Consider the following 26,727-nt stretch of genomic DNA (forward strand, 5'->3'; position numbering starts at 1 on the left):
CGATGAGCAGGGCGCGAAGCCGCCTGGCGGTGCGGTACTTCGACGATCGCGTCCTTCTCACCGAGTCGGCGGCATGGGCGTACTTCCGGCTGCCGACGGTGAGCTACGAGTTCCTCACATCGGAGGAGCGTGAGGCACTCGCCACCAACATCACGATCGCGCTCGCCGCGATCAGGATGCCCGACGCCGAGGTGCATCTGCGGATCGCGCACCGGGCCTATCAGGCGGCCGAGTGGGCGATGGCGCTCAACACGACCTCCGACGAGGGGCCGGGCTGGCGGGAGTACCTGGAGGAGATGTATCGCCACGTCTGGGCCAAGGACTTCTGGAGCAAGGAGGTCTACCTGGGCGTACGGCTCGGCCCGCGCGGCGCCCAGCTCGGCTCCGGCGTGCTGGCCCAGCTCTTCGGCTTCTACCAGCGCGGGGAGAGGGCGCTCGGGATCGAGGACGACCATGTGCCGGCCCGCGAGATCGAGCGGTGGACCGAGGCGGCGCAGCGGCTCGGCCGGGCCCTTGCCTCCAGCGCCCTCTACGCCCGCCACGCCACCTCTACGGAGATCGCTTGGCTGTTCCAGCACGCCGCCTCCGGGGGGCTCGGCGACCGGCCGCCGTCGGCGTCGCCGCGGCGCAGGTGGGGCCGGGGCGAGATCGAGTCGCTGGTCGAGGGGCAGATCCACAACGGCCGCTCCCTGCTTCGCGTTGAGCAGCCGGCGGGTGACAGCTTCGTCGCGCACCTGTCGTTCGCCCGGTTCCCCGATCTCATGGCGTTCCCCGACGGGGAGCCGTGGCTGCACTTCGCCGACCAGTTGCCCTTCCCGGTCGAGGTCTCCAGCAGGATGCGGCTGATCCCGCCGGTGCGGGCGAGCAAGGACGTGGCGCGCAAACTGGCCCACGCCCGCGACATGGACATCCACATCCGCGAGGCCGGGGCGGAGGCGCCGCTCGCGCTGGCCGAGCAGATCGACGCCGCCCGCATGCTGGAGCACGGCATCACCAAGGAGCGGCTGCCCTTCGTGTACGGATGGCACCGGCTGAGCGTGAGCGCGCCGACGGAGGAGATCTGCGTCCAGCGGGTCGAGGCCGTCGTGGAGCACTACCGTGACATCGGCATCGACGTGGTCAACTCCACCGGTGACCAGTTCTCGCTGTTCTGCGAGGCCCTTCCCGGGGAGCGGCTGCGGGTCAACGCGTACGCCCAGCGGCAGCCGCTGCGTACGATCGCGGGCGGCATGGCGACGGCGACCGTGGAGGTCGGCGACCGGGTGGACGAGTCGAACGCCGGATGGGCCGGGCCGTACATCGGCGAGACCCTTGGGCGGGCGCGCGGCATCGTGCACTTCGATCCGCTGGTCGCGGCGGCGCGCAACCGCCCGACGGCCATCGCGATCACCGGCGAACCGGGCGGCGGCAAGACGACGCTCGCGCTGCTGCTGATCTACCAGATGGCGCTGCGCGGTGTGACGGTCGCGGTGATCGACCCGAAGGGCGACGCGGAGTCGCTCGTACGGCTCCTGCGGCGGAGCGGGCGCCAGGCGCGGATGATCCCGCTGGGGTCGGCGGCACCCGGCCTGCTCGATCCGTTCTCGTTCGGCGACGACATCGCGGCCAGGAAGACGATGGCCAGCGAGACGCTGCGGCTGCTGCTGCCGCGCATGTCGGAGGAGCGCGAGTCGGTCATGATCCAGGCGGTGGCCGCGGTGTCGAACGAGCCCGACCCGTCGCTGGGCAAGGTGGTCGACCACCTGGAGAGGTCGGAGGACCCCGCGTCGAAGAACCTCGGGGCCGTGCTGCGGTCGATGTCCGAGATGCATCTGGCCAGGCTCTGCTTCGACCCCTCCGGCGGAGAGCAGATCGACACCGAGGGCTGGACCACGGTGTTCACACTCGGCGGTCTCACACTGCCCGACGTCATGACTCCGAGGGACGACTATTCCTACGAGCAGCGGTTGTCGGTGGCCCTGCTCTACCTGGTGTCGCAGTTCGCCCGGCGGCTGATGAACGGGCTCGACCGGCGCACCCCCAAAGCGATCTTCCTTGACGAGGCCTGGGCGATCACGTCCACGCCGGAGGGCGCCAAGCTGGTGCCCGAGGTCTCCAGGATGGGCCGGTCCCGCAACACGGCGCTCGTCCTGGTGTCCCAGAACGCGGGCGATCTGCTCAACGAGCAGGTCACCAACTGCCTGTCGTCGGTCTTCGCTTTCCGCTCGACCGAGCGGGTGGAGGTCGAGCACGTGATGGAGCTCCTCGGCGTGGACCCGTCGGAGGAGCACAAGGCGGTGCTGCGCTCCCTGGGCAACGGGGAGTGCGTGTTCCGTGATCTGGACGGCCGGGCGGGTCGCATCGGGGTGGACCTGATCTCGGCGGAGCTACTGCGGTGGCTGGACACGAATCCGACGCACGAAAAGCCAGGCGAGAACGGAAACGATCTCGATGTCGGGGGTTCCGGTCGGTCGGGGGTCGCGCAGGAGGTGCGGTCTTGAAGCGATTGCGGCGCAGGCGGCGCAGGCTGGTCCTGCTCCTGGTGGCCTTCACGGCTTTCGCGGCGTTCGTGACGCTGCCGCTCGTCTTCCCGTCGGGCACGGCGAGCGCGGTCGGGCCCTGTGACCTGTCCGCCGACCTCGCCCCCGAGATGGTCGGCGGCGGCATCGACGGCCTGGTCCGCCCGCCCGCACCCGATGCCGCATCCGGCACCGGGACCGCGGCGGGGAGCGGGGCGGGTGACGGGGCCGCCGCGCCGGAGGCGAAGGGGCCGCTCACCAACTACGAGCGGTACGGCATGTCCGGCCAGTTCTGGCACACCTACGGACTCGGCTGCTCGGACGTCGCCGCCGTGCTCGGCAACGCCTGGGCCAACACGGTCTTCTCCTGGGCCAAGGCCGTCGACCGGCTGACGATCAGCACCTATGAGGCGGCGGCCACCGAAGGACCGCTCCAGCCCATCAAGGAGGCGGCCGACGCGATCGTCACCAAGCTGGCCGACGCCATGTACTGGCCCTATCTGCGGCCGGTGGTCATCCTCGGCGCGGTCTGGCTCGCCTGGTTCGGCCTGATCCGCAGGCGGGCGACGACCACCACCGAGGGCGTCATCTGGATGGTGCTCGCGGTCACGGTGGCCGTCTGGTTCTTCAGCCGCCCCGGTGACTTCACCAACATCGGCAAGACCGTGACCGACAAGACCGGCGAGATCGTCAACTCGGCCTTCTCCGGCCTGCCCGGCGCCGGCGGCGCATCGTGCCTGCCGCTCAAGGACGACGTCGGCGCGGGGGCGGAGCCGGAGGTCAAGGCAGGGGGGTACGGCAGGCCGGGCACGCCGGGGGTCGCCCAGAACGCCGACGCGCTCTGGTCGACGCTCGTCTGCAAGCCGTGGCTGATGGGACAGCTCGGCACCGCCGACCCGGAAGCGCACATAGTGCAGGACTTCGGCGCAAAGATCCTTAATCTGCAGGCCATCGATGCGGCCGAGCAGGCCGCGAACCAGACGCCGGCCAGCGACGCCCATCAGAAACGGTTCGAAGAGGAGATCGTCAAGCCGCTGGAGAACACCCCGGTGTTCTTCCTCATCCAGGGCAAGGACTGGACGAGCCGGCTCGGCATCGCGATCGGGGCGTTCATCGCCGCCATGGTCGCCGGGCTGCTCATCTTCCTCGTGGCGGTGTCGCTGCTGGTGCTCAAGGTCGGCTTCCTGCTGCTGCTCATGCTGGGGCCGGTGTTCCTGCTGATCGGCGTGCATCCGGGATCTGGGCGGATCATCGCGATGCGCTGGGTGGAGATGGTCATCGGCACCCTGCTGCGCCAGGCCGTGCTCGCCGTCGTGCTGAGCGTCCTCGTGTACGGCTACGCACTGATCATCTCGACCGGGCTGCCCTGGGGCATGCAGATCCTGTTCATGGCGCTGCTGACGATCGCCGTCTTCTTCTACCGGCGGCCGTTCCAGCATCTGTTCTCCTCGATGGACGGGCACACGCTCACGACCCGGATGCTCGGGGAGGCCGCGAGCGCGCCCACGCTGTCGCGTGCGGCGAACGCGCTGCCTCCGGTGGCCGCGGCGCGGATGGGACGTTGGGGCCTGCGCAAGGCCGAGCCGTTGATCGGCGCCGCCGCGATGGCGAGCGGCGCGGGCAGCGCGGCCGCGGTCGCCGCGTCGGTGGCGCAGGGGCGCGTCCGCGGTGAGGAAGGGCAGGCCGGGTCCGCGGCTGCTCAGGCGGCGGGACAGACGGGAGAGCAGGCGGGCGCCAGGGCCGGGGCCCAACCCGCGCCGCTGGATGCCGATGTTCAGGCCGCCGGCCGTCGCAGGGCGGGTACGGCGCCACGCCCGGGATCGGCCCCTCCGCTCAACCTTTCCGGCGTGAGGTCCGTGGGCTCCGCCCGGCCCACGGCCGCTCCGAGTCGTTCGGTCGCCTCGTCAGGTTCGGTCGCGTCCGGATCGGGCTCCGGGCAGAGCTCTGGATCGGGTTCCGGTGCGTCCTCGGGCGGTGGCTGGTTCAGCGGGCGATCCGGCGGCTGGGCCTCCCGCGGTTCGAGTGGTTCGCCCAGCTCGAACGGTTCACGCGGTTCACGTGGCTCACGCGGTTCAGGCGGCGGCTCAGGCTCACGCGGTTCGAACGGGTCCGGAAGGTCACGGGGTTCCACCGGCTCCGGTGGCATCTTCGGGGGCGGTTCCGGCGGTGGTTCCGGCGGTGGTTCCGGTGGCGGCATCTTCGGGGGCGGCGGCTTACGCGACCGGGGATCGGCGGATCGCTCCTCCCGGTCCGGCGGCTCATCGTCCGGCTCGTCGTCCGGCAGGGCGTCCGACGCTCCGCCGCTGTGGCTGCCCAGGCGGGGGAGCGGCGGGCGGACACCCGACGACGCGCCCACCCCGTTCTGGGCCAAGCCCTCGGACTCCGCCGACTGACCTGGTGATCACACGTCGATGAGCGCACAGAGAAGTGACAGGGGCAAGGGGCTCGCGTTCGCCGTGGCCGTCGTCGTGCTGGCCGCCGTGGGCCTCTACCTGACGATGAATTCACCGACGTCGGGGTCGGAGAGCGGCGACGGCCGTACGGCGGCGATCGAACCGGCGGCGAGGTCGCCCGAGACGGCCGCCGGTGCGACGCGCAGCCCGGTGCCGCGCCAGGTCGCGACCACCCCGGCCGTCTTCGACGTCTACGCCTACCTGCCGCTGTCCCGGCAGGAGCTCGGCGCGGCGGCGGACCTCGCGCGCCGGTTCACCGAGTCGTACGGAACCTTCCGGTACGACGAGGAGCCGGCGGCGTTCGCCGGACGGCTCAAGGCGTTCGCCACGGACGAGTTCGCCGCGCAGCTCACCCGGGCCATGACCGACCCGGGGCTGGTGGAGCGCAACCGCGCCGGCCGGGTGGTCTCGCGGGCGTCGGCGGAGGTGAAGAAGATCCGGGACATGACCGCCGGCCAGGTGGTCTTCGTCGTCGGCTCGGCGCGGCACGTGACGGGCGATGACGGCGACAAGGACGAGAACGACCGGTTCGCCGTGACCGTGATCCGGGCGGGGAGCGACTGGCGGGTCTACGATCTGGAACTCGCCGACGCGGGCCAGGACGGGGACACGACGCCGTGACCGTGCCGCCCCGTCGGGCGTCGCTTCAGACGCCGTTCCGGGTGATCTCGGCCCGCGGCCGGTCCCGGCCGGTCCTGGCCATCGTCCTCGCCCTGGCCGTGATCGTCCCACTCGCGCTCATCGGGTCGATCATCCTGATGACGCCGTTGCCGTCGTTCCTCCTCGGCGGGAGATCCGCGGAGGACTGCGCACAGGCCGGTACGATCGCCACCGGCGCGTCGGAGACGGCCAGGACGGACATTCCAGCCGAATATCTCGAGCTCTACACGAAGGTCGGCAAGCAGACCGGCGTCCAGTGGAACGTGCTCGCCGCCATCGGCAAGCGCGAGACCGACCACGGCCGGTCGAAACTGCCGGGAGTCGGCAGCGGCACCAACTACGCGGGCGCCGCCGGGCCGATGCAGTTCCTGATCAGCACGTGGGGCGGCCAGGCCAAGATCAAGATCGCGCCGGGAATCAACGGGTACGCCTCCGACGGCGACGGCGACGGGTACGGCGACGTCTACAATCCGGCCGACGCCATCCTCGGTGCGGCGAAGATGCTCAAGCGCAACGGCGCCCCCGACGACCTCAGACGGGCGATCTTCGTCTACAACCGGGCCACCTGGTACGTCGACCAGGTCATGGAGATCGCCGAGCGCTACGCGGTCACCGGCGACATCGGTCTGCCGCCCGAGGCCGACTCGGCCTGCGACACCAACTATGTGTCCGCGGCCTCCGACGAGGTCATGCGGAAGATCCTGGAGTATGCCCTGGACCAGCGCGGCAAGCCGTACCGGTGGGGCGGGACCGGCCCGGACGCCTTCGACTGCTCGGGGATCATCTACATGGCCTACCGCAATGCCGGGCTGTCGATCCCCAGGACGACGTTCGAGCAGTGGCCCTTCGGGGTGCGGGTGCAGCAGGGCAGCGAACGGCCGGGCGATCTGGTGTTCTTCAACGCCGGGCCGGGCACGTCGGCGGACCGCCCCGGTCACGTGGGCCTGGTGGTCGCGCCGGGGAAGATGGTCGAGGCGCGCTGCACACGCTGTGGACCCATCAAAGTCACGACTTATGGCGACAGACCGAACATCGTGGGCTTCACCCGGCCCCTGGAGAACGACCAGGTGCAGGCCCAACTCAGGCACGACCTAACGTAGGCGTTCATGGATTCGACGCGGAAGCTCGTGGTGGGGGCGGCGATCGTACGGGACGGCAGGCTGCTCGCCGCGCAACGGGCCACTCCACCCGAGTTGAGGGGCGGCTGGGAGTTCCCCGGCGGCAAGGTGGACCCGGGGGAGAGCGAGCACGAGGCGCTGGTGCGCGAGTGCGCCGAGGAACTCGGCATCGAGATCGTCGTCGGATGCCGGGTGGGCGGGGACTGGCCGCTGCCCGGCGGGCATGTCATGAGGGTCTGGCTCGCGGCCGTCGCGGCGGGCGTCCCGTACCCGCGCGAGCACCTCGCGCTGCGCTGGCTGGAGCCGCGCGAGCTGTACGAGGTCGCCTGGATCCCGGCCGATCTGCCGATCGTCGCCGCCGTCGAGAAGCTCCTGTGACATACGAGCCTTTTGAGGGGTGAATTCGTGACCTAGAAGGGCTTTGCCGGGCGTTTGACGTAACTAGAATCTTTCTTGACTCTAGGTTGCACGCGACATCGTGGAGGGCGAGCGGTGATGGGACGCGCACAGATCAGGGCCGCGTCCTCGGCCATCGCCTCGCTGGCTCTGGCCACGCTGGCCGTGCTCACCGTGGGGTCGGCGATCAGCGCCAACGCGGCCGACGATCCGCCGGTGGAGCCGTGTCGGCCGGGCGAGTGCGACACCGTCACCGTGACCATCACCCAGACGCCCGGAACAAGTCCGACGCCGATCGGAGATCCGGTCGTCACGGCGACCGTCACGGTCACCCCGACGCCTCCGCAGCCGAGCACGACCAAGACGGCCGACGAGCAGCAGAAGCACGACGACGTCTCGGCCCCGATCCCGACAAAGCTGGCGGACATCCCGAACACCTCGGACCTCACGGATCCCACGGGCTCCACGGGCTCCACGGACGACGGGTCGGACGTCTCCCTGCCTCCGGCGTCGACGCCGCCTCCGGCACAGGAACCGGTGCCGACCACGGCACCCGAGCAGACGCCCACCCAGGGCATGTCGTTCGAAGCGCCCGCGCCGGAATCGGCGCAGTACGAGATCCGCAGCGCCTCGCCGGAGTTCGACAAACCGGCGTTGGCCAACAAGCTCGCGATCCCCGCCGCCGTACTCGTGGTGCTCGCCCTGCTCGCGTGGCTCGTGTTCGAGGGTCGGCTGCGCCGGATGGCGCACGCGGCGGCCGTCGGGAAGGCCGGTCCGCAGGCGAAGACCACCGGTGGGCCGGAGGCGGCCGCCTATCCGGGGGCGCCGGGCTACGCCGTCGGTTTCGTGCCGGTTCAGCCGTACCCGGTGTATCCCCAGCAGGCGCCGTACGGCTACCCGATGCCCTACGGCACTCCCCACCCGTACGGCACCCCGCCTCAGGCGTACGGGGCCCAGCCACAGGGCTACGGGCCCCCGCCGCAGGCGTACGGCGCCCAGCCGCAGGCGTACAGTCAGGCGCCGTATCCCCCGCAGGGATACCCGGCGTACTACCAGCAGGCACAGTCAATGCCCCAAGGCCACGCCGAGACTCCGCCGCACGGCGCCCCCGCGCCGCAGTCCCCCGCACCGCAGGCACCCCCGTCGGCCGCCACACCGCGCCCCGACGACCCCCCCCACCCCCACCCCCACCCCCGCGCGTGATCTTGTAGTTTCTCGCAGGGATGGTCGCCGACCTGCGACAACCCTCTCCGTGATCTTGCAGTTTCTCGCAGAGATGCGCCTTTGCCTGTGGTTAAACCATCCATGATCTTGCAATTGCAAGATCATGGATGGTCTTTTTCCTGGTCAGGGGGGAAGGCTGCGAGGAACTGCAAGATCACAAAGGGCTGCCATGCAGGTCAGTGGGCCTATGTGACAGCAACTGCAAGATCACGCCCTGGGGGAGTGGCCGCCGGGGTCTCCCCTGGGGGTGGTTTGGTCTCGGTCAGCTCGGACGCTTGAAGATCTTCGAGCCGAGCCAGACCAGTGGGTCGTACTTCCGGTCGACGGCGCGTTCCTTCATGGGGATGATCGCGTTGTCGGTGATCTTGATGTGCTCGGGACAGACCTCGGTGCAGCACTTGGTGATGTTGCAGTAGCCGAGCCCGTGCTCCTCCTGCGCGGCCTGCGGGCGGCGGTCCCGCACGTCGTACGGGTGCATGTCGAGCTCGGCGATCCGGATGAAGAAGCGCGGGCCGGCGAACGCCGGCTTGTTCTCCTCATGGTCACGGATCACGTGGCAGACGTTCTGGCACAGGAAGCACTCGATGCACTTGCGGAACTCCTGTGACCGCTGCACGTCGACCTGCTGCATCCGGTACTCGCCCGGCTTGACGTCCGTGGGCGGCGTGAACGACGGGATCTCACGCGCCTTCTCGTAGTTGAACGAGACGTCGCAGACCAGGTCCTTGATGACCGGGAACGTCCGCAGCGGCGTGACGGTGATCGTCTCATCCTCCGTGAACGTGGACATCCGGGTCATGCAGCCCAGTCGCGGCTTGCCGTTGATCTCCATCGAGCACGAACCGCACTTGCCGGCCTTGCAGTTCCACCGCACCGCGAGGTCGGGAGCCTGGGTGGCCTGCAGCCGGTGGATGATGTCGAGGACGACCTCGCCCTCGTTCACCTCGACCGTGAAGTCCTCCAGCCGTCCTTCGCCGCTCTCACCGCGCCAAACGCGGAACTTCGCCTTGTATCCCATCACGACTCCTTGACCGCGTTCTCGAGCGCGGCGTCGAACTCCGCCAACTCGTCCTCGGTGAGGTATTTCTCCAGCTCGGACCGCTCGAACAGGGTGATCAGGTCACCGCGCATGGACGGCTGGGCCTGCTCCTCCACCTTCACGTTCGAGCCGTCCGGGGCGGCGGAGCACACCAGCAGCTTGCGCCGCCACTCCGCCGTCATGGTCGGGAAGTCGTCACGGGTGTGCCCGCCACGGCTCTCCTCTCGCAGCAGCGCCGCCCGTGCCACGCACTCGCTGACCAGCAGCATGTTCCGTAGGTCGATCGCGAGGTGCCAGCCGGGATTGTAGATCCGGCTGCCGGTCGAGGCGGTGTTGCCCGCCCGCTCCTTGAGCTTCTCGATCGCCTGCAGCGCCTCGCTCATCTCCTCGGCCTTGCGGATGATGCCGACGAGGTCGTTCATGGTGCGCTGCAGCTCGTGATGGACCTCGTACGGATTCTCACCGCCCGTCCGCTCCAGCGGTTCGAGGGCCTCGGCCTTGGCCTCCTCCACACCCGACGGGACCGGACGCCTGGTCAGGCCGTTGACGTACGCAGATGCGCCCGCGCCGGCCCGGCGGCCGAAGACCAGCAGGTCGGACAGGGAGTTGCCGCCGAGGCGGTTGGAGCCGTGCATGCCGCCCGACACCTCACCGGCCGCGAACAGGCCGGGCACCGAGGCGGCCTGGGTGTCCGCGTCGACCTCGATGCCGCCCATCACGTAGTGGCAGGTCGGGCCGACCTGCATCGGCTCGGCGGTGATGTCGACGTCGGCCAGCTCCTTGAACTGGTGGTACATCGACGGCAGTCGCCGGGTGATCTCATCGGCCGGCAGCCGGGTGGAGACGTCCAGGAACACGCCGCCCTGGGGTGAGCCGCGACCGGCCTTCACCTCGGAGTTGATCGCCCGGGCCACCTCGTCACGCGGCAGCAGCTCCGGCGGGCGGCGGTTGTTCGCCTGGTCGGTGTACCAGCGGTCCCCCTCTTCCTCCGTCGTGGCGTACTGGTTCTTGAACACGTCGGGGATGTAGTCGAACATGAACCGGCGGCCCTCGGAGTTGCGGAGCACGCCGCCGTCGCCGCGGACCGACTCGGTCACGAGGATGCCGCGCACGGACGGCGGCCACACCATGCCGGTCGGGTGGAACTGGATGAACTCCATGTTGATGAGGTTCGCGCCGGCCAGCAGGGCCAGCGCGTGGCCGTCACCGGTGTACTCCCAGGAGTTCGAGGTGACCACGAACGACTTGCCGATGCCGCCGGTGGCCAGCACCACGGCCGGGGTGTCGAACACGATGAAGTCGCCCGTCTCGCGCCGGTAGCCGAAGGCTCCCGCGATCGCGCCGGTCTCCTCGTCCTTGAGTAGCCGCGTGACCGTGCACTCGGCGAACACCTTGATGTACGCCTCGAAGTCGCCGTGCAGCTTCTCGTCCTCCTGCTGGAGGGCGACGACGCGCTGCTGAAGCGTGCGGATCAGCTCCAGGCCGGTACGGTCGCCGACGTGGGCGAGGCGCGGGTACTCGTGGCCGCCGAAGTTCCGCTGGCTGATCTTGCCGTCCTTCGTGCGGTCGAACAGCGCGCCCCACGCCTCCAGTTCCCAGACCCGGTCGGGGGCCTCCTGGGCGTGTAGTTCGGCCATCCGCCAGTTGTTCAGGAACTTGCCTCCGCGCATCGTGTCGCGGAAGTGAACCATCCAGTTGTCGTTGGGGTTGACGTTGCCCATCGCGGCGGCCGCGCCGCCCTCGGCCATGACCGTGTGGGCCTTGCCGAACAGCGACTTGCAGACGATGGCCGTCCGCTTGCCCTGCTGCCGCGCCTCGATCGCCGCGCGGAGTCCCGCTCCGCCGGCTCCGATGACGACGACGTCGTATTCGTGACGCTCCACCTTGAGATCCTTAAGCGAACGGGAAGTTGATGATGCCCTTTGCGACCAGCCGCACGTAGAAGTCCGCGATCATCACCGAGAACAGCGACGCCCAGGCGAACTGCTGGTGCTTGGCGTTGAGCTTCGACACGAAGGTCCACGCCCGGTAGCGCAGCGGGTGCTTCGAGAAGTGGTTCAGCCGGCCGGCCGTGATGTGGCGGCAGGAGTGGCAGCCGAGGGTGTAGAGCCAGATCAGGACCGCGTTGACCACGAGGATGATCGTGCCGAGGCCCAGGTGGCCCCAGTCGCCGTCCTTGTCGCGGAACGAGAGCACCGCGTCGTACGACAGGACAGTGGCGATGACCACCGCGAGGTAGAAGAAGTACCGGTGGATGTTCTGGAAGATCAGCGGGAAGCGGGTCTCGCCGGTGTACTTCTTGTGCGGCTCCCCGACCGCGCAGGCGGGCGGAGACAGCCAGAACGCCCGGTAGTACGCCTTGCGGTAGTAGTAGCACGTGAGCCGGAAGCCGGCCGGCAGGCCGAGGATCAGGATCCCGGGCGGCAGCGTGTACCAGTCGCCGAACGGCGCCAGCCCGAAGAGACGGGCCTCCGGCGGACACGAGGTCGCCAGACATGGCGACGCGAAGGGCGCGTGGTACGGCGCGACGAAGTAGCTCTTGTCGAAAATCGCCCAAAATCCGTAGATCAGGAACGCCATGAGCCCGGCGAACACCAGCGCCGGGGCCAGCCACCATCTGTCGGTACGAAGTGTGCGCATCTTCAACTGCGCGCGTTGTTTCCTGACCGGGCTCTCGGCCGTTGTCTGGGTCATCGGAGACCTTCCACCTAACTGACTCCGCGCACGCCGGAGCTCTCGCGCCGAACTGCTTGTGGCCGTGCGCGCATTGGTGGGGGAAACATTACGACGGGCAGATCACGAACTGTGAGGAGGGTCACTCTTCCCGTGTGTGATTCCCGTCACTTCCCTGGCAGTTCGGCTCGGTTCACCTCGTGTTTCACCTGTTCCGAGGCCGCGTGGTGACGAAAATCACGACCTCAACGACCCACCCTAGTAACTCCACCGGGATTCACGAACTCCGGGCGTCTGGTATGCGGGTCTCGATGCCCTGCGGCAGGGTGCCGTCCCGGGCCGCCTCGGACAGGAAGGACAGCAGGGTGGCGCGGAAGGCCCGGGCCGCCCGCGTCGGCTCGACGTCCTTGCGGTTGGCGAGTGCGACGGTCCTGCGCAACCGGGGGACCAGCGGCGTCCCCACCAGGTTGGGCCTGCCGTTCAACACCATCGAGGGGACGACCGCGATCCCCAGTCCGGCCTCGACGAACCGCAGCACCGCGTCCATCTCGCCGCCCTCCACCGCGAAGCGCGGCTCGAACCCCGCCTGGCGGCACGCCGTGAGCGTCGCCTCCCGCACGTCGTACCCACGCCGGAACATCACCATCGGTCGTCCGCGCAGGTCCTGGATGCGCACGTACGGCTTACGCCCGCCGACGGCGGGCGCCGACGCGGCGGCGGAGGCGGACGTGGCGGCGGCGACCACGAGGTTCTCCTGGAGGATCTCCTCGGTCACCAGGGACGGATCCGTACTCTGCAGCGGCAGGATGATGAGCGCCAGATCGAGTTGGCCCCTGGCGAGGCCGCGCACGAGGTCACGGGAGCCGCTCTCCTCCACCAGCAGTTCCACCCCGGGATAGCCGCGATGGAAGCGGGCCAGCGCGTCCGCGAGCAGCCCGGCGCACAGCGACGGCGTGGCGCCGAGCCGTACCCGGCCTCTCTTCAGCCCCACGAGCTCCGCTATCTCGCGCCGCGCGGTCTCGGCGTCGGCGAGCATGCGGCGGGCCATTGGGAGCAGCGCCTCCCCGGCCGCGGTGAGCGTGACGTTGCCCCGAGCCCGGCTGAACAGCTGGGCTCCCAGCTCGGTCTCCAGCACCTTGATCTGCTTGCTGAGCGATGGCTGCGCCACCCGCATCCGCTCGGCGGCCTGAGTGAAGTGCCGGGTTTCGGCCACTGCCAGGAAGTATGCGAGTTGTTGGAGCTGCACTTCTCATAGCGTACGGCTATCGCCGCGACCGACCCGAGGCAGGGTCTACCAGGAGCCGATCAGGAGCCCAGCAGGAGACCGCCAGGGCCGAAGGTCCGGGGCGGAGTGTGATTTAGCTCGCATCTGAGCAGGTCGCGCGTATCGCCAGAAGGGTGCGGGACAGAGGGCATAGCCTCCGGCTATTGAAACCAGTCCGGTGATGACTTGGACGCGCGGAATGTCCGTTCTTAGCGTGGGCAGACATGACTGCGACTGTTGACCACGCGATCGAGCGTGGGCAGGCGACGACGCCTGTCCCCCCGCCGGTCGCACCCGCTCCTGTGCCAACGCGCCGGAGACGTTCCGGGTTCCCGACCCGGTTGTTCTCCTCTTCGAACGGCAAGAAGGCCGTCATGGCGATCACCGGAGCCATCCTTGTGCTCTTCCTGATCGGCCACATGCTCGGGAACCTGAAGATCTTCCTGGGCGCCGACGCCTTCAACGGTTACGCCGAATGGCTGCGCACGGCCGGTGAGCCCGCACTGCCCGCACGTACGATGCTGACGATCACCGAGATCGTGCTCGTGGCCGCCGTGGCGCTGCACATGTGGTCGGCGGTGTCGCTGGCCCGGCGGGCCGCCCGGGCCAGGCCCGTCAGGTACGCGGTGCGGCGCAGGTCGCAGGCGAACGGGTACGCGACCCACGTGATGCGGTACGGCGGGATCGTCATCCTGCTGTTCGTCGTGTGGCATCTGCTCGACATGACCTTCGGCGTGGTGAACCCCGAGGGCTACGCCGCCACGCCGTACGACCGGATGGTCGCCGGCTTCGCGCCCTCCCGTTGGTGGGTGACGTCGTTCTACGTGGTCGCGCTCGCCATGGTCGGGCTGCATCTGCGGCACGGGGTGTGGAGCGCGTTCCAGACCCTCGGGCTGGCGAACGGCCGCCGCTACCGGCCGCTGCGCGCCCTGGCGGGCGTGGTGGCGCTGGTGCTGGTCGTGGGCTTCCTCGCGGCGCCCATCGCCGTGACGATCGGAGTGATCAAGTGAGTGGCATCCTCAAGCGAGTCGGCGAGTGGCGTGTCGGCGCACCGATCGCGGACACCAGGGCCCCCGAGGGGCCCATCGAGGAGCGCTGGGACACCCGCAAGTTCCAGGCCAAGCTGGTCAATCCGGCCAACAAGCGCAAGCTGACCGTCATCGTGGTCGGCACCGGCCTGGCCGGCGGCTCGGCCGCGGCGACGCTGGGCGAGCTGGGCTACAACGTCAAGTCGTTCTGCTACCAGGACTCACCGCGCCGGGCGCACAGCATCGCCGCCCAGGGCGGCATCAACGCGGCCAAGAACTATCGCGGTGACGGCGACTCGGTCTACCGGCTGTTCTACGACACGGTCAAGGGCGGCGACTTCCGCTCGCGCGAGTCGAACGTCTACCGCCTCGCCCAGGTCAGCGTGAACATCATCGACCAGGCCGTGGCGCAGGGCGTGCCGTTCGCGCGAGAGTACGGCGGGCTGCTCGACAACCGGTCCTTCGGCGGCGCCCAGGTCTCCCGCACGTTCTACGCCCGTGGCCAGACGGGGCAGCAGCTCCTGCTCGGCGCGTACCAGGCGCTGGAGCGCCAGGTCGCGGCCGGCACCGTGGAGATGCACACCCGCCACGAGATGCTGGAGCTCATCGTCAGCGACGGCCGGGCGCGCGGCATCGTGGTCCGCGACATGGTCACGGGTGAGATCGAGACGCACCTGGCGGACGCGGTGGTGCTGGCCAGCGGCGGGTACGGCAACGTGTTCTACCTGTCGACCAACGCCAAGGGCTGCAACACGACGGCGATCTGGCGGGCCCACCGGCGCGGCGCCTACTTCGCCAACCCCTGCTACACGCAGATCCATCCGACCTGCATCCCGGTCAGCGGCGACTACCAGTCGAAGCTGACGCTGATGTCGGAGTCGCTGCGCAACGACGGCCGGGTCTGGGTGCCGCTGCGCAAGGGCGACGGTCGGCCGCCGGCGCAGATCCCCGAGGACGAGCGCGATTACTACCTTGAGCGGATTTATCCGGCGTTCGGGAACCTCGTGCCCCGGGACATTGCCAGCCGCGCCGCCAAGAACGTCTGCGACGAGGGCCGCGGCGTCGGCCCCGGCGGCCTCGGCGTCTACCTCGACTTCGCCGACGCCATCGCCCGGCTCGGCCGCGAGGCCGTCGAGAAGAAGTACGGCAACCTCTTCGAGATGTACGAGCGCATCACCGGGGAGAATCCGTACGAGGCGCCCATGCGCATCTACCCGGCGGTGCACTACACGATGGGCGGCCTGTGGGTCGACTACGACCTGCAGTCCAGCATCCCCGGCCTGTTCGTGGTCGGCGAGGCGAACTTCTCCGACCACGGCGCCAACCGGCTCGGCGCGTCGGCGCTCATGCAGGGCCTGGCCGACGGCTACTTCGTGCTGCCGACGACGGTCGGCGACTACCTGGCCGGCGCCGGAAAGTTCGGGCAGGTGGAGCAGGAGACGGTCGACGAGGCCGTGGACCGGGTCAAGGAGAAGATCAGCAGGCTGCTCGCCGTGAACGGCACCCGCACCGCCGACTCCTTCCACCGCGAGCTGGGCCGCATCATGTGGGACTACTGCGGCATGGAGCGCACCGAAGAATCGCTGCGCAAGGCGCTGGAGCGGATCCCCGAACTGCGCGAGGAGTTCTGGAACAACGTGAAGGTGCCGGGCGATCCCGAGGGCCTGAACCAGGCGCTGGAGCGGGCCGGCCGGGTCGCCGACTTCTTCGAGCTGGCCGAGCTGATGTGCGTCGACGCCCTCCACCGCAGCGAATCCTGCGGCGGCCACTTCCGGGCCGAGTCGCAGGACGCCGACGGCGAGGCGCTGCGCGACGACGACGAGTTCGCCTATGTCGCGGCCTGGGAGTGGACCCCGGACGGCCCGGTCCTGCACAAGGAAGAGCTCGACTACGAGTACGTCAAGATGACCCAGCGGAGCTACAAGTGAGCGGGCGCGGCATGAACCTGACTCTGAAGATCTGGCGCCAGAACGGCCCGGAGGACCGCGGCCGCATGGTGACCTACCAGGTGGCGGACGTGTCGCCGGACATGTCCTTCCTGGAGATGCTCGACGTGCTCAACGAGCGGCTGATCCTGGCCGGCGAGGAGCCCGTCGCCTTCGACCACGACTGCCGCGAGGGCATCTGCGGCATGTGCGGCATGGTCATCAACGGCGTGGCCCACGGCGAGCAGCGCGCTACGACCACCTGCCAGCTTCACATGCGGCACTTCGACGACGGCGACACCGTCACCATCGAGCCGTGGCGGGCCGCGCCGTTCCCGGTGATCAAGGACCTGGTCGTGGACCGGTCGTCGTTCGACCGGATCATCCAGGCCGGCGGCTTCATCTCCGTCCCCGCCGGGTCGGCGCCCGACGCCCACTCGGTCCCGGTGCCGAAGGACGCGGCGGACTCCGCGTTCGACGCCGCCACCTGCATCGGCTGCGGCGCGTGCGTGGCGGCCTGCCCGAACGGCTCGGCCTCCCTGTTCACCGCCGCCAAGATCACTCACCTGGGTCTGCTGCCGCAGGGCCAGCCGGAGCGCGCCTCGCGGGCCAAGGCGATGGTCGAGCAGATGGACGCCGAGGGCTTCGGCGGCTGCACCAACACCGGCGAGTGCACGGCGGTCTGCCCCAAGGGCATCCCGCTGGACGCGATCGCCCGGATGAACGCCGACTACCTGAAGGCCCAGTCGACCTCCTGAACTGGACTTTCCTGTCCGCGCGAGCCGTACGTCCACCGGGATGTGCGGCTCGCGCCATGTGAGCGGGGCGCAGCAGGAAAGCGCGAAGAATAATTCGCTGTTGACTTTTTGACCTTGTCGTGGGAATTCATTTCCATGAGAGGTTCGATTGGCGTCCGGCGGGCGCTCGGTGCGATTGCGCTCGCGACCGGCCTGGCCGTTTCCACTACCGCGGTCCCGGCCGCGGCGTCGGCGGCGGTGCCCGCGGCGGTGACGGCGAGCGCGGCGCTCGCACCGATGAGCCAGGCGGCGCTGGGCCGCCCCGCCTACTACACATATTCCGGATACAGCTCCGCTCAGCACCGTAAAAAGGGCAAGCAGCTCGAGAAGAAGGGATATCGCCCGATCTCCCTCAGCGTTGCCGGCTCGCGGCTGTCGGCGGTATGGGCCAAGACGGGCGGTCCCGCGTGGTGGTGCCTCGACGGCTTCACCGCGAAGACGTACGAGAAGGAGCTCAAGAAGCTGCGGAAGAAGGGGTACGCGCCCACGATCATCACGGCCTCCGGAGGCGGGTACGGCGCGGCCTTCGCGGGCGTCTTCGAGAAGCGGAACATCGGCTGGCAGGCCCAGTGGGGCATGACCGGGGCGCAGTTCAAGAAGACCGACAAGCGGCAGTCCGGCAAGGGCCTCGCCCTGGTCTCGCTCACCGCGTACGGCACGGCCTCCGACGTCCGGTACGCCGCGATCTGGCACCAGTCGTCGGCAGGCTACGGCTGGGTCACCGGCCGCACCTCGTCCAAGTTGACGAAAATCATCAAGCAGAACGACAAGAAGGGCTACTTCCCCAAGCAGCTTGTCGTGGCGCCCGACGGCACCTACGCAGCGGTCTTCCACCGGGCGGCCGGGCAATGGTGGACCCAGTACGGCATGACCGCGTCCCAGCTGAACAAGAAGCACGACTCCTACGGCAAGAAGGGCTACTACCCGGTCAGCGTCGACGGTGAGTACATCCCGGGGCACGGCACCTATTACGCCGCGACCTGGTACAAGTACTGAACGCGCCTGTTGAGCAGCGGCTCCTGAACACATGAGACGCGGCAGGGCCCCCGCGTGAGCGTATGGACGTCGCGTCAGCCACAGCATGCGATCTACGGCTCCCGGCCTTCCGCGTCGCCGCCGCCATCCGAACACGGAATCGGGCGGTAGCCGTACGGGATCGATGTGATACTCACCGTGACGACAACTGTGCGAGCGGAAGCGGGTACGGCCATGGTCATGACATCCAGGCGAGTTCACCAGGACGTCCGGGCTGCAGGGCAACCGGAAGCCACGGGGCCGGCTTCCGAGACGGAGCAGGCCCCGGGCGCGGAGCCCGAGACTTCCAGGATGCCGACGACCATCAGGGAGTTCGTCGACTGGCTTCCCGAGATGCCGGGCTTCCACATCGAGATCGTCAACGGAAGGGTGATCGTGAGCCCACGCGGCAACCCCCGGCAGTCCTGGATCGTCGGCCAGCTCGTCAGGGCATTCGGCCCGACTGCTGATGAGCATGGCTGGCGCGTCTGGCCGGAGCTCGACGTCTGCATCGCCTGGACCCGGGAGCCCCTGATCCCCGACTTCGCGATGGGCCCCAAGGACGCTCCGCTGTGGGGCGACCGGGAGGTTCTCTCCGACGGGCTGATCCTGGTCGCCGAGGTGGTGTCCGCCAACAGCGTGCGCGAGGACCGCGAGGACAAGCCCGGCGTCTACGCGCGTGGCGGAGTGCCGCTCCTGCTGATCGTCGATCCCGAAGCCGAGCCCAAGACGGTCAGCGTGCATACCGACCCGTCAGAGGACGGCTATCGGACCGTCACCCGGGTGAAGATGGGCGAGGAACTGCGCATTCCCGCGCCGGTCGACTTCACCCTCGACACCTCGGTCTTCCTCGACGCCTGATCCGGGATATCCGGAGGCCGCCCGGGAAGGCTCCGAGGTTATCCACAGAGCGGCGTTCGGGGCCGGGCCGGGGATGTGGCAGCTGCGAACGTGTGCCTTCCGTTCCCGCACAGGAAGGCACACCCCATGGCCACCCGGATCCCGCTGCCCGTCCCCGCATCGGTGAGCGCCACGCTGGTGGCGGCCGCGCCAGAACGGCCACTGCCTGTGGAGGTCGCGGCACGGTTGCGAGACGGCTTGCCGGGCGGCGTCGACCTCCGGATGACGGAGATCGACGGCCGCGATCCCGCTCTCGCCGAGACCATTTCCCAGCTGAGGTGTCCGCACTGCACGCCCGGCGTGGATCCGCTCGTCGCGGTGCTGCTGGAGGGAACGGACGGCCACCTTGCCGTCACGTGCACGGCCCCGCCGGGCTGGCCGCCGGCGCATCTGGACGCCTGCGCCGCGACGGTCGAGCGGGTCGCCGAGATGACCGGCGGCATGCTCCTGGACACCGAGCGGGCCGTGCTCCTGCCCCCGGCATGGCGGCCGAGGACGTCACCATCGCCGGAGCACTTTCCCATCCGGGACTGGGTCGGGGTGGACGTCCGCGTGGACGACGACGGACGATACGGCGTGGACACCACCGGGATGTCCCGGTTCGGGCTGCCCGATCTGCGGGCGGCCGGACTCCAGGAGCACCACATACACGGATGGCTCCACCTGACGTACGGCCTCGCGGGCGTCCTGGTGAGACGGGTCCTCAAGGACGCCGGGGTGCGGCGGCGAGACGGCGTCCACATGGTGCCGATGGAGATCTCCGTCTCGACGACGGACACGGCGATCGCCATGGCGTCGCAGCCGGGACCGGCACGGCCACCGGGGTCGCGGCCGGCCGGCCTGGCGGGTTCTGAAGTGCGGCCCGCGATCCCGCCGGGTCGGGCGACCGTGCGCCTGCGGCACGACACGTCCGCCGGTCGTCTCCTCGTGCTTCCCCCGGCGAATCATGCCGAGGCCCGCTGGCGTGACCGCACGGCCCTGGTGATGTGCCAGGGCGACGACGCCCCCTGAGCAGGCAAGCCGTAAATCTTGGGACTTACGGCCTACGCTTCCTCAGTCCCGCTGGTCCAACCTGGCCGCGATCTCCGGGTAAAGCATGCGGAGTAGGGCATGCACTTGATGCTCCAGTTCGGGCACGTTCTTTGTCGCAACGTTGTAGACGATCTTCCAGTCCACACTGAAGTATCTGTGCACGACGCCGTTACGCATCCCGCGGATCAGTTTCCAGGGGATCTCGGGTGCCATCGCACGGGTTTCGTCCGAGATGGCACCTGCGGCTTCACCAATGATCGAAAGCTGCCAGATGACGGCGTCTCGGCGCATCTCGTCAGCATCCCAGGCCTCCGGTGAGACACCTTCCAGGTAAGCCGTGACCCTCCGGGCCGCTTCTACGATCTCGCCGAGATAGAGCCCCTCACGCTGCATAAAGGACCTGTGCATCGTTGAGCACATGGTCTCGGATGATCCAGTGCAGGCCTTCCTTGGAAACGACGTCCACCTTGTGGCCGAGCAGTTTCTCGAGTTCCTCTTGGAAGTTGAAGAACTCGAGCCCGATGTCGTTGCCTTCCGCGAGCACGTAGAGGAGGTCGATGTCGCTGTCGGGCCTTGCCCTGCCACGCGCGACGGAGCCGAAGACTGACAGTTCGGCGATGCCATACTTTCTGCACAGCTCGAAGAGCTGCGGGCGAACTGCCTGGAAGTCGATTCTCATAACATCTCCGATGCTTATCGTGCCATGCGGTCGGCCTCTGGAGGGGAGCTTCCCCGGGGAAAATCATTTGCCCGCCCACCTGCGATCTTGCGAGCCTGGAACGGTCATGCGCTCCCTCGTCGCCGGTGATCCCGGCATTCCCGACGTCCGCGGCCCCATCGGCTACCTGTGGTGGGTGGCGCGCGGCCAGACGCGTCTCATCCTCATCGGGATCGGTTTCGCCGTCGTATGGTGGCTGGGCCAGGCCCTCGTCCCGGCGGCGCTGGGCCTGGCGATCGACGCACTGATCGCCAAGGACGGCGACGCGCTCATCTGGTGGTCCGGCGCGGTGCTGGGCCTCGGCGTCGTCCAGGCCGCGGCGGGCGCGTCACGACATCGCATGGCCGTGTACAACTGGTTGTCGGCGGCCTATCGCACAGTGCAGGTCACCACACGGCAGGCGACCCGGCTCGGCGCCACGCTCCCGAAACGCCTGTCCACCGGTGAAGTGGTCAGCGTCGGCAACTCCGACATCGAGCACATCGGCAGTTCGATGGACATCCTGCTGCGCGGAGTCGGCGCGGTCGTCGCCATCGCCGCAGTGACAGTGATCATGATTTCCAGCTCGCCTCTTCTCGGGATCGTCGTGCTCGTCGGAGTGCCGATGGTGACGGCGGCGGTCGGCCCGCTGCTGCGGCCGCTCCATCGCAGGCAGCTCCGACAGCGCGATCTCCAGGGCGAGCTGGCGACCCGGGCCGCCGACATCGTCGGGGGCCTGCGGGTGCTGCGCGGCATCGGCGGCGAGCAGGTCTTCGCCGCCCGATACCGCGAGGAGTCGCAGCGGGTACGGCACGCGGGCGTGCGGGTCGCCTCGGTCGACTCGATGCTGGCGGGCGCGGAGATCCTGCTTCCGGGCGTGCTCATCGCCTGTGTCACCTGGCTGGCCGCGCGTTTCGCGCTGGACGGCCGGGTCAGCGCCGGCCAGCTCGTGGCCTTCTACGGATACGCGGTGTTCCTGATCGCCCCGATCAGGACGCTCACCGAGGCGGCCGACAAGATCACCAAAGGTCATGTGGCCGCGCGCCGCGTGTGCCACATCCTGTCGATCGAGCCGGAGGTCCAGGACGCCCCGGGACTCCGGGAAACGCTCCGCGAGGACCCGTCGGCACGGCACGCGCCGTCCGATGGCGTGCTGGTCGATGAGCGGTCCGGCGTCGCCGTACGGCCGGGCCGGCTGACCGCGCTCGCCGCGGCCGCGCCGGAGGACGCGATCGCCATCGCCGACCGGCTCGGGCGGTACGCACCGGGTGAGGTGACGCTCGACGGGACGCCGCTCGCGGACCTGCAGGTCGCGTGGGTGCGGGGGCACATCCTGGTCGCGGACAACGAGGCGAAACTGTTCGCCGGGCGGCTGCGTGACGAACTGGACATCACAGGGTCGGCCACCGACGAGGACGTGCGGCAGGCGCTCTACAGCGCGTGTGCCGAAGACATCTTGGCGGCCCTGCCCGAGGGGCTGGACGCCCAGGTGGCGGAGTCCGGACGGGAGTTCTCCGGAGGCCAGCGGCAGCGGCTGCGGCTGGCCCGCGCGCTGCTCGCCGATCCGGAGATCCTGATCCTGGTCGAGCCGACCAGCGCCGTCGACGCGCACACGGAGGCGCGCATCGCCGAGCGGCTCGGCAAGGCCCGGGCGGAGCGTACGACGCTCGTCTGCACCACCAGCCCGCTGGTCCTCGACCGGGCCGACCTGGTCCTGTTCGTCGAGGACGGCGAAGTCAGAGCCGAGGGCACCCACCAGGGACTGCACGCGACCTCGTCCGGCTATCGATCCAGCGTGACCCGAGAGGAAGACTGAGCGTGGCACGGGAAATCCTGCCGGTGGCCGACCGGGCCCAGGTGCGTGCCTACGCACGGCGGCTGATGCTGAAGCATCCCGGGGAGCTCGTGCTGGCTCTGACCCTGCACGCACTCGCGGCGGTGACGGGGCTGGTGACGCCGCGACTGCTCGGCGAGCTGGTTCAGGACGTGGCGGGTGGTTCCGCCCACGTCCGCGTGGACGTGATCGCGCTGGCCATCGCGGGCTTCGTGGCGGCGCAGGCCGTGCTGACCAGGTTCGCCGTCTTCGCCTCGTCCAGATTGGGTGAGAAGGTGCTGGCCGAGCTGCGTGAGGACTTCGTCGACCAGGTGCTCGGCCTGCCGCTCTCGACCATCGAGGGGGCGGGATCGGGCGATCTGATCACCAGAACCTCCCGGGACGTCGACGCCCTGTCTCACACCGTGCGGCGTGCCGTGCCCGAGACGCTGATCGCCATTGTCACCGGTTCGTTCATCGTCGGAGCGGTCGTCCTGGTCGGCCCGGTGATGGCTGTTCCGGCGCTGATCGCCGTACCGCTGCTGTGGGGGGCCACCAGGTGGTACCTCAACCGTGCCAGGGACGGCTATCTGCGGGAGAACGCCGCGTACGCGGACATGACGGAGGGATTGGCCGAAACCGTCGAGGGCTCGCGCACGATCGAGGCCCTGGGGCTGCAGCGGCGCCGTCATGAGCGGGCCGACCGGGACATCGCCCGGTCCTTCGCGGCCGAGCGCTACACCCTGGGCCTGCGCCTGGTCTGGTTCCCGGCCGTCGAGATCGGCTACGTGATCCCGGTGGTGGCGACCCTGCTGATCGGCGGGCTGTTCTACATCGAAGGCTGGGTTTCGCTGGTGCAGGTGACCACGGCCACGCTCTACGTTCAGCAGCTCATCGATCCGGTCGACCGGCTGCTGTCGTGGGTGGACGAGCTCCAGGTGGGCGGCGCCTCGATGGCGCGGCTCCTGGGTGTGGCCGACGTGCCGGAGGACCGGACGCCCGGAGCGACGCGGCCCGCCGGGGAGGATCTCGAGGCCGTCGGCGTGCGGTACGCCTACCACGAGGATCGTGACGTGCTGCACGGCGTCGACCTGGAGGTGCGCAGAGGCGAGCGCCTGGCGATGGTCGGCCCTTCGGGGGCGGGTAAGTCCACGCTCGGCCGCCTGCTCGCCGGGATCCACGCCCCGCGGACCGGGTCGGTCACGGTCGGCGGCGTCCCACTTGTCGAGCTGCCGATCGACGAGCTTCGGGGCGAGGTCGCGCTGGTCACCCAGGAGCATCACGTGTTCCGCGGCACGGTCAGGGAGAACCTGCTGATCGCCAGGCCGGAGGCCGCGGACGCCGACGTGTGGCGTGCCCTCGAGGCCGTCGACGCCCGGGAGTGGGTCGAGGCCCTCGGCGGGATACTAGGCGAGGGACTCGACACCATGGTCGGATCGGGCGGCCAGCCGGTCTCCCCGGCGCAGGCCCAGCAGCTCGCGCTCGCCAGGCTGGTGCTGGCCGACCCGCACACGCTGGTCCTGGACGAGGCGACCTCGCTCATCGATCCGCGCGCCGCCCGGCACCTGGAGCGGTCGCTGGCCGCCGTACTGGCGGGCCGTACGGTGATCGCCATCGCTCACCGGCTGTACACGGCGCATGACGCGGACCGCGTCGCGGTCGTGGAGGACGGCCGCATCACCGAGCTGGGCCCCCACGACGAGCTGGTCGCGGCCGGAGGCCCGTACGCCGCCCTCTGGGAGAGCTGGCACGGCACGGCAAAGTAGGGGTCGCGGAAGGCGGACGAGTCCGGCTAGGTCCAATGATGGATGGAAACTTCAGTCCATGGACCGAGGCGTGCGGGTCGGTGGCCGATTAACGTGCGGATTTATGGATGACACCGGCATGCTGGAAGAAGCCTACGAACGGTTGCACCGGACGGGCCCCGAGTTCGAGGGCTGGCTGTCCAACCACGGCCCGATGGCGGTCGAGTCGATGGTCAGGCATGGGCGCGCGCGAGACGTCCATCGCTGGCTCGACGCCTATATGGACCGTCTCGAAGAGCTGCCGAGCGGCACCTGGACGATCACCGATGGCGGCTGGCGCGAGGCACTGGGCGACGGACGTCGTCTCGGCGACTGGCTGAGCTTCTTCGAAACCGAGCTGAAGCGGCAGCCGTGGCGTGCCGTGCTGGAGACCTGGTGGCCGCGGCTGTTGCCGGGCATCGCGGCGGGGGCGACCCATGGAGTGATCCGTACCGGGCACGCGGTCCGTGAGCTGCTGAGCCGTGAGGACGAGATGCGGCTGGCCGAGCTCGGCCAGGCCCTCGGCTACTGGGCGGCGCGCTGGCAGACCGTCGCCGGTACCGCGGCGCCCTCCGGTACGGCCGACCCGGCCGGCGCCCTGGCCGGCGTGCCAAGAGTGCCGGACCAGAACCAGGGCATCAACCACCGGCTCGCGCAACTGGCCGACACCGCCGGATGGGAGGGGTCGCTGGCCGCGCTCAGACCGGCCGCCGACGCCGAGCAGGCCCGCGAACGGCTCGCCGAGCTGGCGAACGCGGCCACGCTGCGCTATCTCGCACATGCGCATGGCAATCCGGTCATGCTGGTCCATTCCGCTACCGCGCCCACGGCCGTACTGCGCACCCTGCCCGCGCTGCCGACGTCACTTTGGGGCCCCAGCCTCGCCGCCGCCTGGGCGGCCAGCGCCGCGGTGATCGCCGCGTACGGCCCTGCCGAGCCGGCACCCAGGGAGGACCTGCCCGCCGCACCCGAGCGGGAGGAGGCGTTCGACCGCGCCGTCCGCCACGGGGACGAGCATGCGATCAAGTTCGCCGACACCGCCCTCGACGTCTACGACCGCACCGGCGACCCCGACGCCCTGGCCGCCGTGATCCGCGCCGTCGACTCCATCGCCCCCATGTCGTCCTGACCTTATATACTGCGATCGCAGCGAAGTCGTCCGCCATCGAGCGCAGAGCACCTCTCATCGGCGCCGCGAATACCGGGGTGAGCTGCGAACATATGTGAACTGATATCGATGTCATTTCGATACAGGTATTAGACATGAACTGAGTCGCTCTGCTTGGCTTCTCCTCTCTGATCGAGAGGGGCGAGAACAGGCATGCGACAACTCCGCGACCGCCGCTTCCCGTCGGCGTCGCCATCGACCATATTGACGATCTTCCTGCTGGTGGGCTGTACAGCCTGTGGGGCGGGCACCGTGGGGGACACGGTGCCGGTCACGAGCCCGAAGACGGTGGGCGGGCAGGCAGTGGTCAACCGCTCGGAGGCGCCGTCGTCCGGTGAGGTCGATGCGCGGCGGGAGCTGCGGGCGCTGGAGGCGGCTTTCAAGGGGCGTATCGGCGCGTACGCCGTCGACACGGCCACCGGAAAGACGATCGCCTACCGGTCGGAGGAGCGTTTCCCGCTGCTGTCCACGTTCAAAGCGGTGGCCGCCGCCGCGGTGCTGCACAAGGCGCGCACCTCCGATCCGGGGCTGATGGGCCGGGTCGTCCGCTGGGGCCGCGACGACCTCAAGCCGAACTCGCCGATCACTGAGAAGCATGTGGGCGACGGAATGACCGTCGCCCGACTGTGTGAGGCGGCGATCCGGTACAGCGACAACACCGCCGGCAACATGCTGCTGAAACAGATCGGCGGACCGGCGGGCCTGACCCGGTATTTCCGTACGTTGAAGGACCCGATTTCGCGGCTGGACCGCTGGGAGATCGAGCTCAACGACTGGAGCCCCAAGGAGAAGCGGGACACCACCACTCCCGTGTCCATGGCACGAGACCTCCGTGCGCTCACCGTCGGTGACGCGCTCAACGCGAAGGACCGGGCCCGGCTGAACGGATGGTTGATCGCGAACACGACCGGTGATGCCCGGATCCGGGCCGGCCTGCCCAAGAGCTGGACCATCGGCGACAAAACCGGCACCGGCGGCTCATACGGCACCGCCAACGACATCGCCGTCGTCTGGCCCGCCAAGGCGGCCGCTCCCATCGTCATGGCGATCTACACCAATCGCCAGGCCGCCAGCGCTTCCCGCGATGACAAGGTCGTCGCTGAGACCGCCGCCATCCTCGCGCGGGGTCTTGGCAAGCTCAGATAGATTTCTTCTCATTTAGCTAAGGTTGGGTCTTTCTATCGGAATGCGGGCCAGTGCTCCGGCGTTCACGCCGGGGGTGAAGGCCCGCGCGGGAGTGCCCT

The 26,727-nt window shown here is 69.3% G+C and carries 22 protein-coding genes; 16 read left to right on the plus strand and 6 right to left on the minus strand.

The window, feature by feature from the left end; genetic code table 11:
• Positions 1-2 precede the first annotated feature (2 nt).
• The 6 genes from ACFHYQ_RS07075 (at position 3) to ACFHYQ_RS07100 (ending at position 8,328) form a co-directional block, all read left to right on the plus strand.
• Complete coding sequence (locus tag ACFHYQ_RS07075; RefSeq protein WP_394300264.1) at positions 3-2,480, plus strand: ATP-binding protein; 2,478 nt, start codon at positions 3-5, stop codon at positions 2,478-2,480.
• A complete protein-coding gene (locus tag ACFHYQ_RS07080; protein ID WP_394300265.1) occupies positions 2,477-4,891 on the plus strand; it encodes a type IV secretion system protein in 2,415 nt (804 codons plus the stop codon). The genes ACFHYQ_RS07075 and ACFHYQ_RS07080 overlap by 4 nt, the downstream gene beginning before the upstream one ends.
• Positions 4,892-4,909: 18 nt before the next feature.
• Positions 4,910-5,572, plus strand: coding sequence for a hypothetical protein (locus tag ACFHYQ_RS07085; RefSeq protein ID WP_394300266.1), 663 nt, complete (start codon positions 4,910-4,912; stop codon positions 5,570-5,572).
• Positions 5,569-6,711: a C40 family peptidase gene (locus ACFHYQ_RS07090; RefSeq protein ID WP_394300267.1), complete on the plus strand. Its 1,143-nt coding sequence runs from the start codon at positions 5,569-5,571 to the stop codon at positions 6,709-6,711. Before ACFHYQ_RS07085 ends, ACFHYQ_RS07090 begins: the two co-directional genes overlap by 4 nt.
• 6 nt (positions 6,712-6,717) lie before the next feature.
• Complete coding sequence (locus ACFHYQ_RS07095) at positions 6,718-7,107, plus strand: (deoxy)nucleoside triphosphate pyrophosphohydrolase (protein WP_394300268.1); 390 nt, start codon at positions 6,718-6,720, stop codon at positions 7,105-7,107.
• 117 nt (positions 7,108-7,224) lie between these two features.
• On the plus strand, positions 7,225-8,328 hold the full coding sequence (locus ACFHYQ_RS07100; protein ID WP_394300269.1) for a hypothetical protein: 1,104 nt from the start codon (positions 7,225-7,227) through the stop codon (positions 8,326-8,328).
• Positions 8,329-8,611: 283 nt separating this feature from the next.
• Here ACFHYQ_RS07100 and ACFHYQ_RS07105 read toward each other — a convergent pair whose 3' ends face one another.
• The 4 genes from ACFHYQ_RS07105 to ACFHYQ_RS07120 form a co-directional block, all read right to left on the minus strand.
• Entirely contained in the window at positions 8,612-9,367 is a 756-nt protein-coding gene (locus tag ACFHYQ_RS07105) for a succinate dehydrogenase/fumarate reductase iron-sulfur subunit (RefSeq protein ID WP_394300270.1), read from the minus strand.
• Positions 9,367-11,271, minus strand: a complete 1,905-nt coding sequence (locus ACFHYQ_RS07110; RefSeq protein ID WP_394300271.1) for a fumarate reductase/succinate dehydrogenase flavoprotein subunit — start codon at positions 11,269-11,271, stop codon at positions 9,367-9,369. The genes ACFHYQ_RS07105 and ACFHYQ_RS07110 overlap by 1 nt, the downstream gene beginning before the upstream one ends.
• A gap of 10 nt (positions 11,272-11,281) precedes the next feature.
• Positions 11,282-12,082, minus strand: coding sequence for a succinate dehydrogenase subunit SdhC (gene sdhC / locus ACFHYQ_RS07115; RefSeq protein WP_394300272.1), 801 nt, complete (start codon positions 12,080-12,082; stop codon positions 11,282-11,284).
• 256 nt (positions 12,083-12,338) lie between these two features.
• Positions 12,339-13,307 carry a LysR family transcriptional regulator gene (locus tag ACFHYQ_RS07120; protein WP_394300273.1) on the minus strand — a complete coding sequence of 323 codons (969 nt, stop codon included), beginning with the start codon at positions 13,305-13,307 and terminating at the stop codon, positions 12,339-12,341.
• Positions 13,308-13,549: 242 nt separating this feature from the next.
• On the opposite strand from ACFHYQ_RS07120, the gene ACFHYQ_RS07125 reads away from it, so the two are divergent.
• From ACFHYQ_RS07125 to ACFHYQ_RS07150, 6 genes are all read left to right on the plus strand, one after another.
• Positions 13,550-14,335, plus strand: a complete 786-nt coding sequence (locus ACFHYQ_RS07125; protein WP_394300274.1) for a succinate dehydrogenase cytochrome b subunit — start codon at positions 13,550-13,552, stop codon at positions 14,333-14,335.
• Complete coding sequence (locus ACFHYQ_RS07130; protein ID WP_394300275.1) at positions 14,332-16,281, plus strand: fumarate reductase/succinate dehydrogenase flavoprotein subunit; 1,950 nt, start codon at positions 14,332-14,334, stop codon at positions 16,279-16,281. The genes ACFHYQ_RS07125 and ACFHYQ_RS07130 overlap by 4 nt, the downstream gene beginning before the upstream one ends.
• An 11-nt stretch (positions 16,282-16,292) precedes the next feature.
• Entirely contained in the window at positions 16,293-17,036 is a 744-nt protein-coding gene (locus ACFHYQ_RS07135; RefSeq protein ID WP_394300276.1) for a succinate dehydrogenase/fumarate reductase iron-sulfur subunit, read from the plus strand.
• A gap of 135 nt (positions 17,037-17,171) precedes the next feature.
• A complete protein-coding gene (locus ACFHYQ_RS07140) occupies positions 17,172-18,071 on the plus strand; it encodes a hypothetical protein (protein ID WP_394300277.1) in 900 nt (299 codons plus the stop codon).
• Between the two features lie 330 nt (positions 18,072-18,401).
• The gene (locus ACFHYQ_RS07145) at positions 18,402-18,950 is read left to right on the plus strand and encodes a Uma2 family endonuclease (protein WP_394300278.1); all 549 of its coding nucleotides are present in this window, start codon (positions 18,402-18,404) and stop codon (positions 18,948-18,950) included.
• A 126-nt stretch (positions 18,951-19,076) separates the two neighbouring features.
• Complete coding sequence (locus ACFHYQ_RS07150; RefSeq protein WP_394300279.1) at positions 19,077-20,000, plus strand: hypothetical protein; 924 nt, start codon at positions 19,077-19,079, stop codon at positions 19,998-20,000.
• 42 nt (positions 20,001-20,042) lie between these two features.
• Here the strand turns inward: ACFHYQ_RS07150 and ACFHYQ_RS07155 are convergent, their stop codons facing one another.
• Together ACFHYQ_RS07155 and ACFHYQ_RS07160 are read right to left on the minus strand one after the other, a co-directional pair.
• Positions 20,043-20,414 carry a HepT-like ribonuclease domain-containing protein gene (locus ACFHYQ_RS07155; protein WP_394300280.1) on the minus strand — a complete coding sequence of 124 codons (372 nt, stop codon included), beginning with the start codon at positions 20,412-20,414 and terminating at the stop codon, positions 20,043-20,045.
• On the minus strand, positions 20,404-20,700 hold the full coding sequence (locus tag ACFHYQ_RS07160) for a nucleotidyltransferase family protein (protein WP_394300281.1): 297 nt from the start codon (positions 20,698-20,700) through the stop codon (positions 20,404-20,406). Before ACFHYQ_RS07160 ends, ACFHYQ_RS07155 begins: the two co-directional genes overlap by 11 nt.
• A gap of 106 nt (positions 20,701-20,806) precedes the next feature.
• On the opposite strand from ACFHYQ_RS07160, the gene ACFHYQ_RS07165 reads away from it, so the two are divergent.
• From ACFHYQ_RS07165 to bla, 4 genes are all read left to right on the plus strand, one after another.
• Positions 20,807-22,534 carry an ABC transporter transmembrane domain-containing protein gene (locus tag ACFHYQ_RS07165; protein WP_394300282.1) on the plus strand — a complete coding sequence of 576 codons (1,728 nt, stop codon included), beginning with the start codon at positions 20,807-20,809 and terminating at the stop codon, positions 22,532-22,534.
• Positions 22,535-22,536: 2 nt separating this feature from the next.
• Entirely contained in the window at positions 22,537-24,297 is a 1,761-nt protein-coding gene (locus tag ACFHYQ_RS07170; protein WP_394300283.1) for an ABC transporter ATP-binding protein, read from the plus strand.
• Positions 24,298-24,400: 103 nt separating this feature from the next.
• Positions 24,401-25,444 (plus strand): questin oxidase family protein, encoded by a 1,044-nt coding sequence (locus tag ACFHYQ_RS07175; protein ID WP_394300284.1) that lies wholly within the window; start codon positions 24,401-24,403, stop codon positions 25,442-25,444.
• Between the two features lie 192 nt (positions 25,445-25,636).
• Positions 25,637-26,629 (plus strand): class A beta-lactamase, encoded by a 993-nt coding sequence (bla, locus tag ACFHYQ_RS07180; RefSeq protein ID WP_394300285.1) that lies wholly within the window; start codon positions 25,637-25,639, stop codon positions 26,627-26,629.
• The last annotated feature ends 98 nt before the right edge of the window (positions 26,630-26,727 follow it).

The sequence above is a fragment of the Sphaerimonospora cavernae genome, from assembly GCF_042435035.1.
Classification (GTDB): Bacteria; Actinomycetota; Actinomycetes; order Streptosporangiales; family Streptosporangiaceae; genus Sphaerimonospora; species Sphaerimonospora cavernae.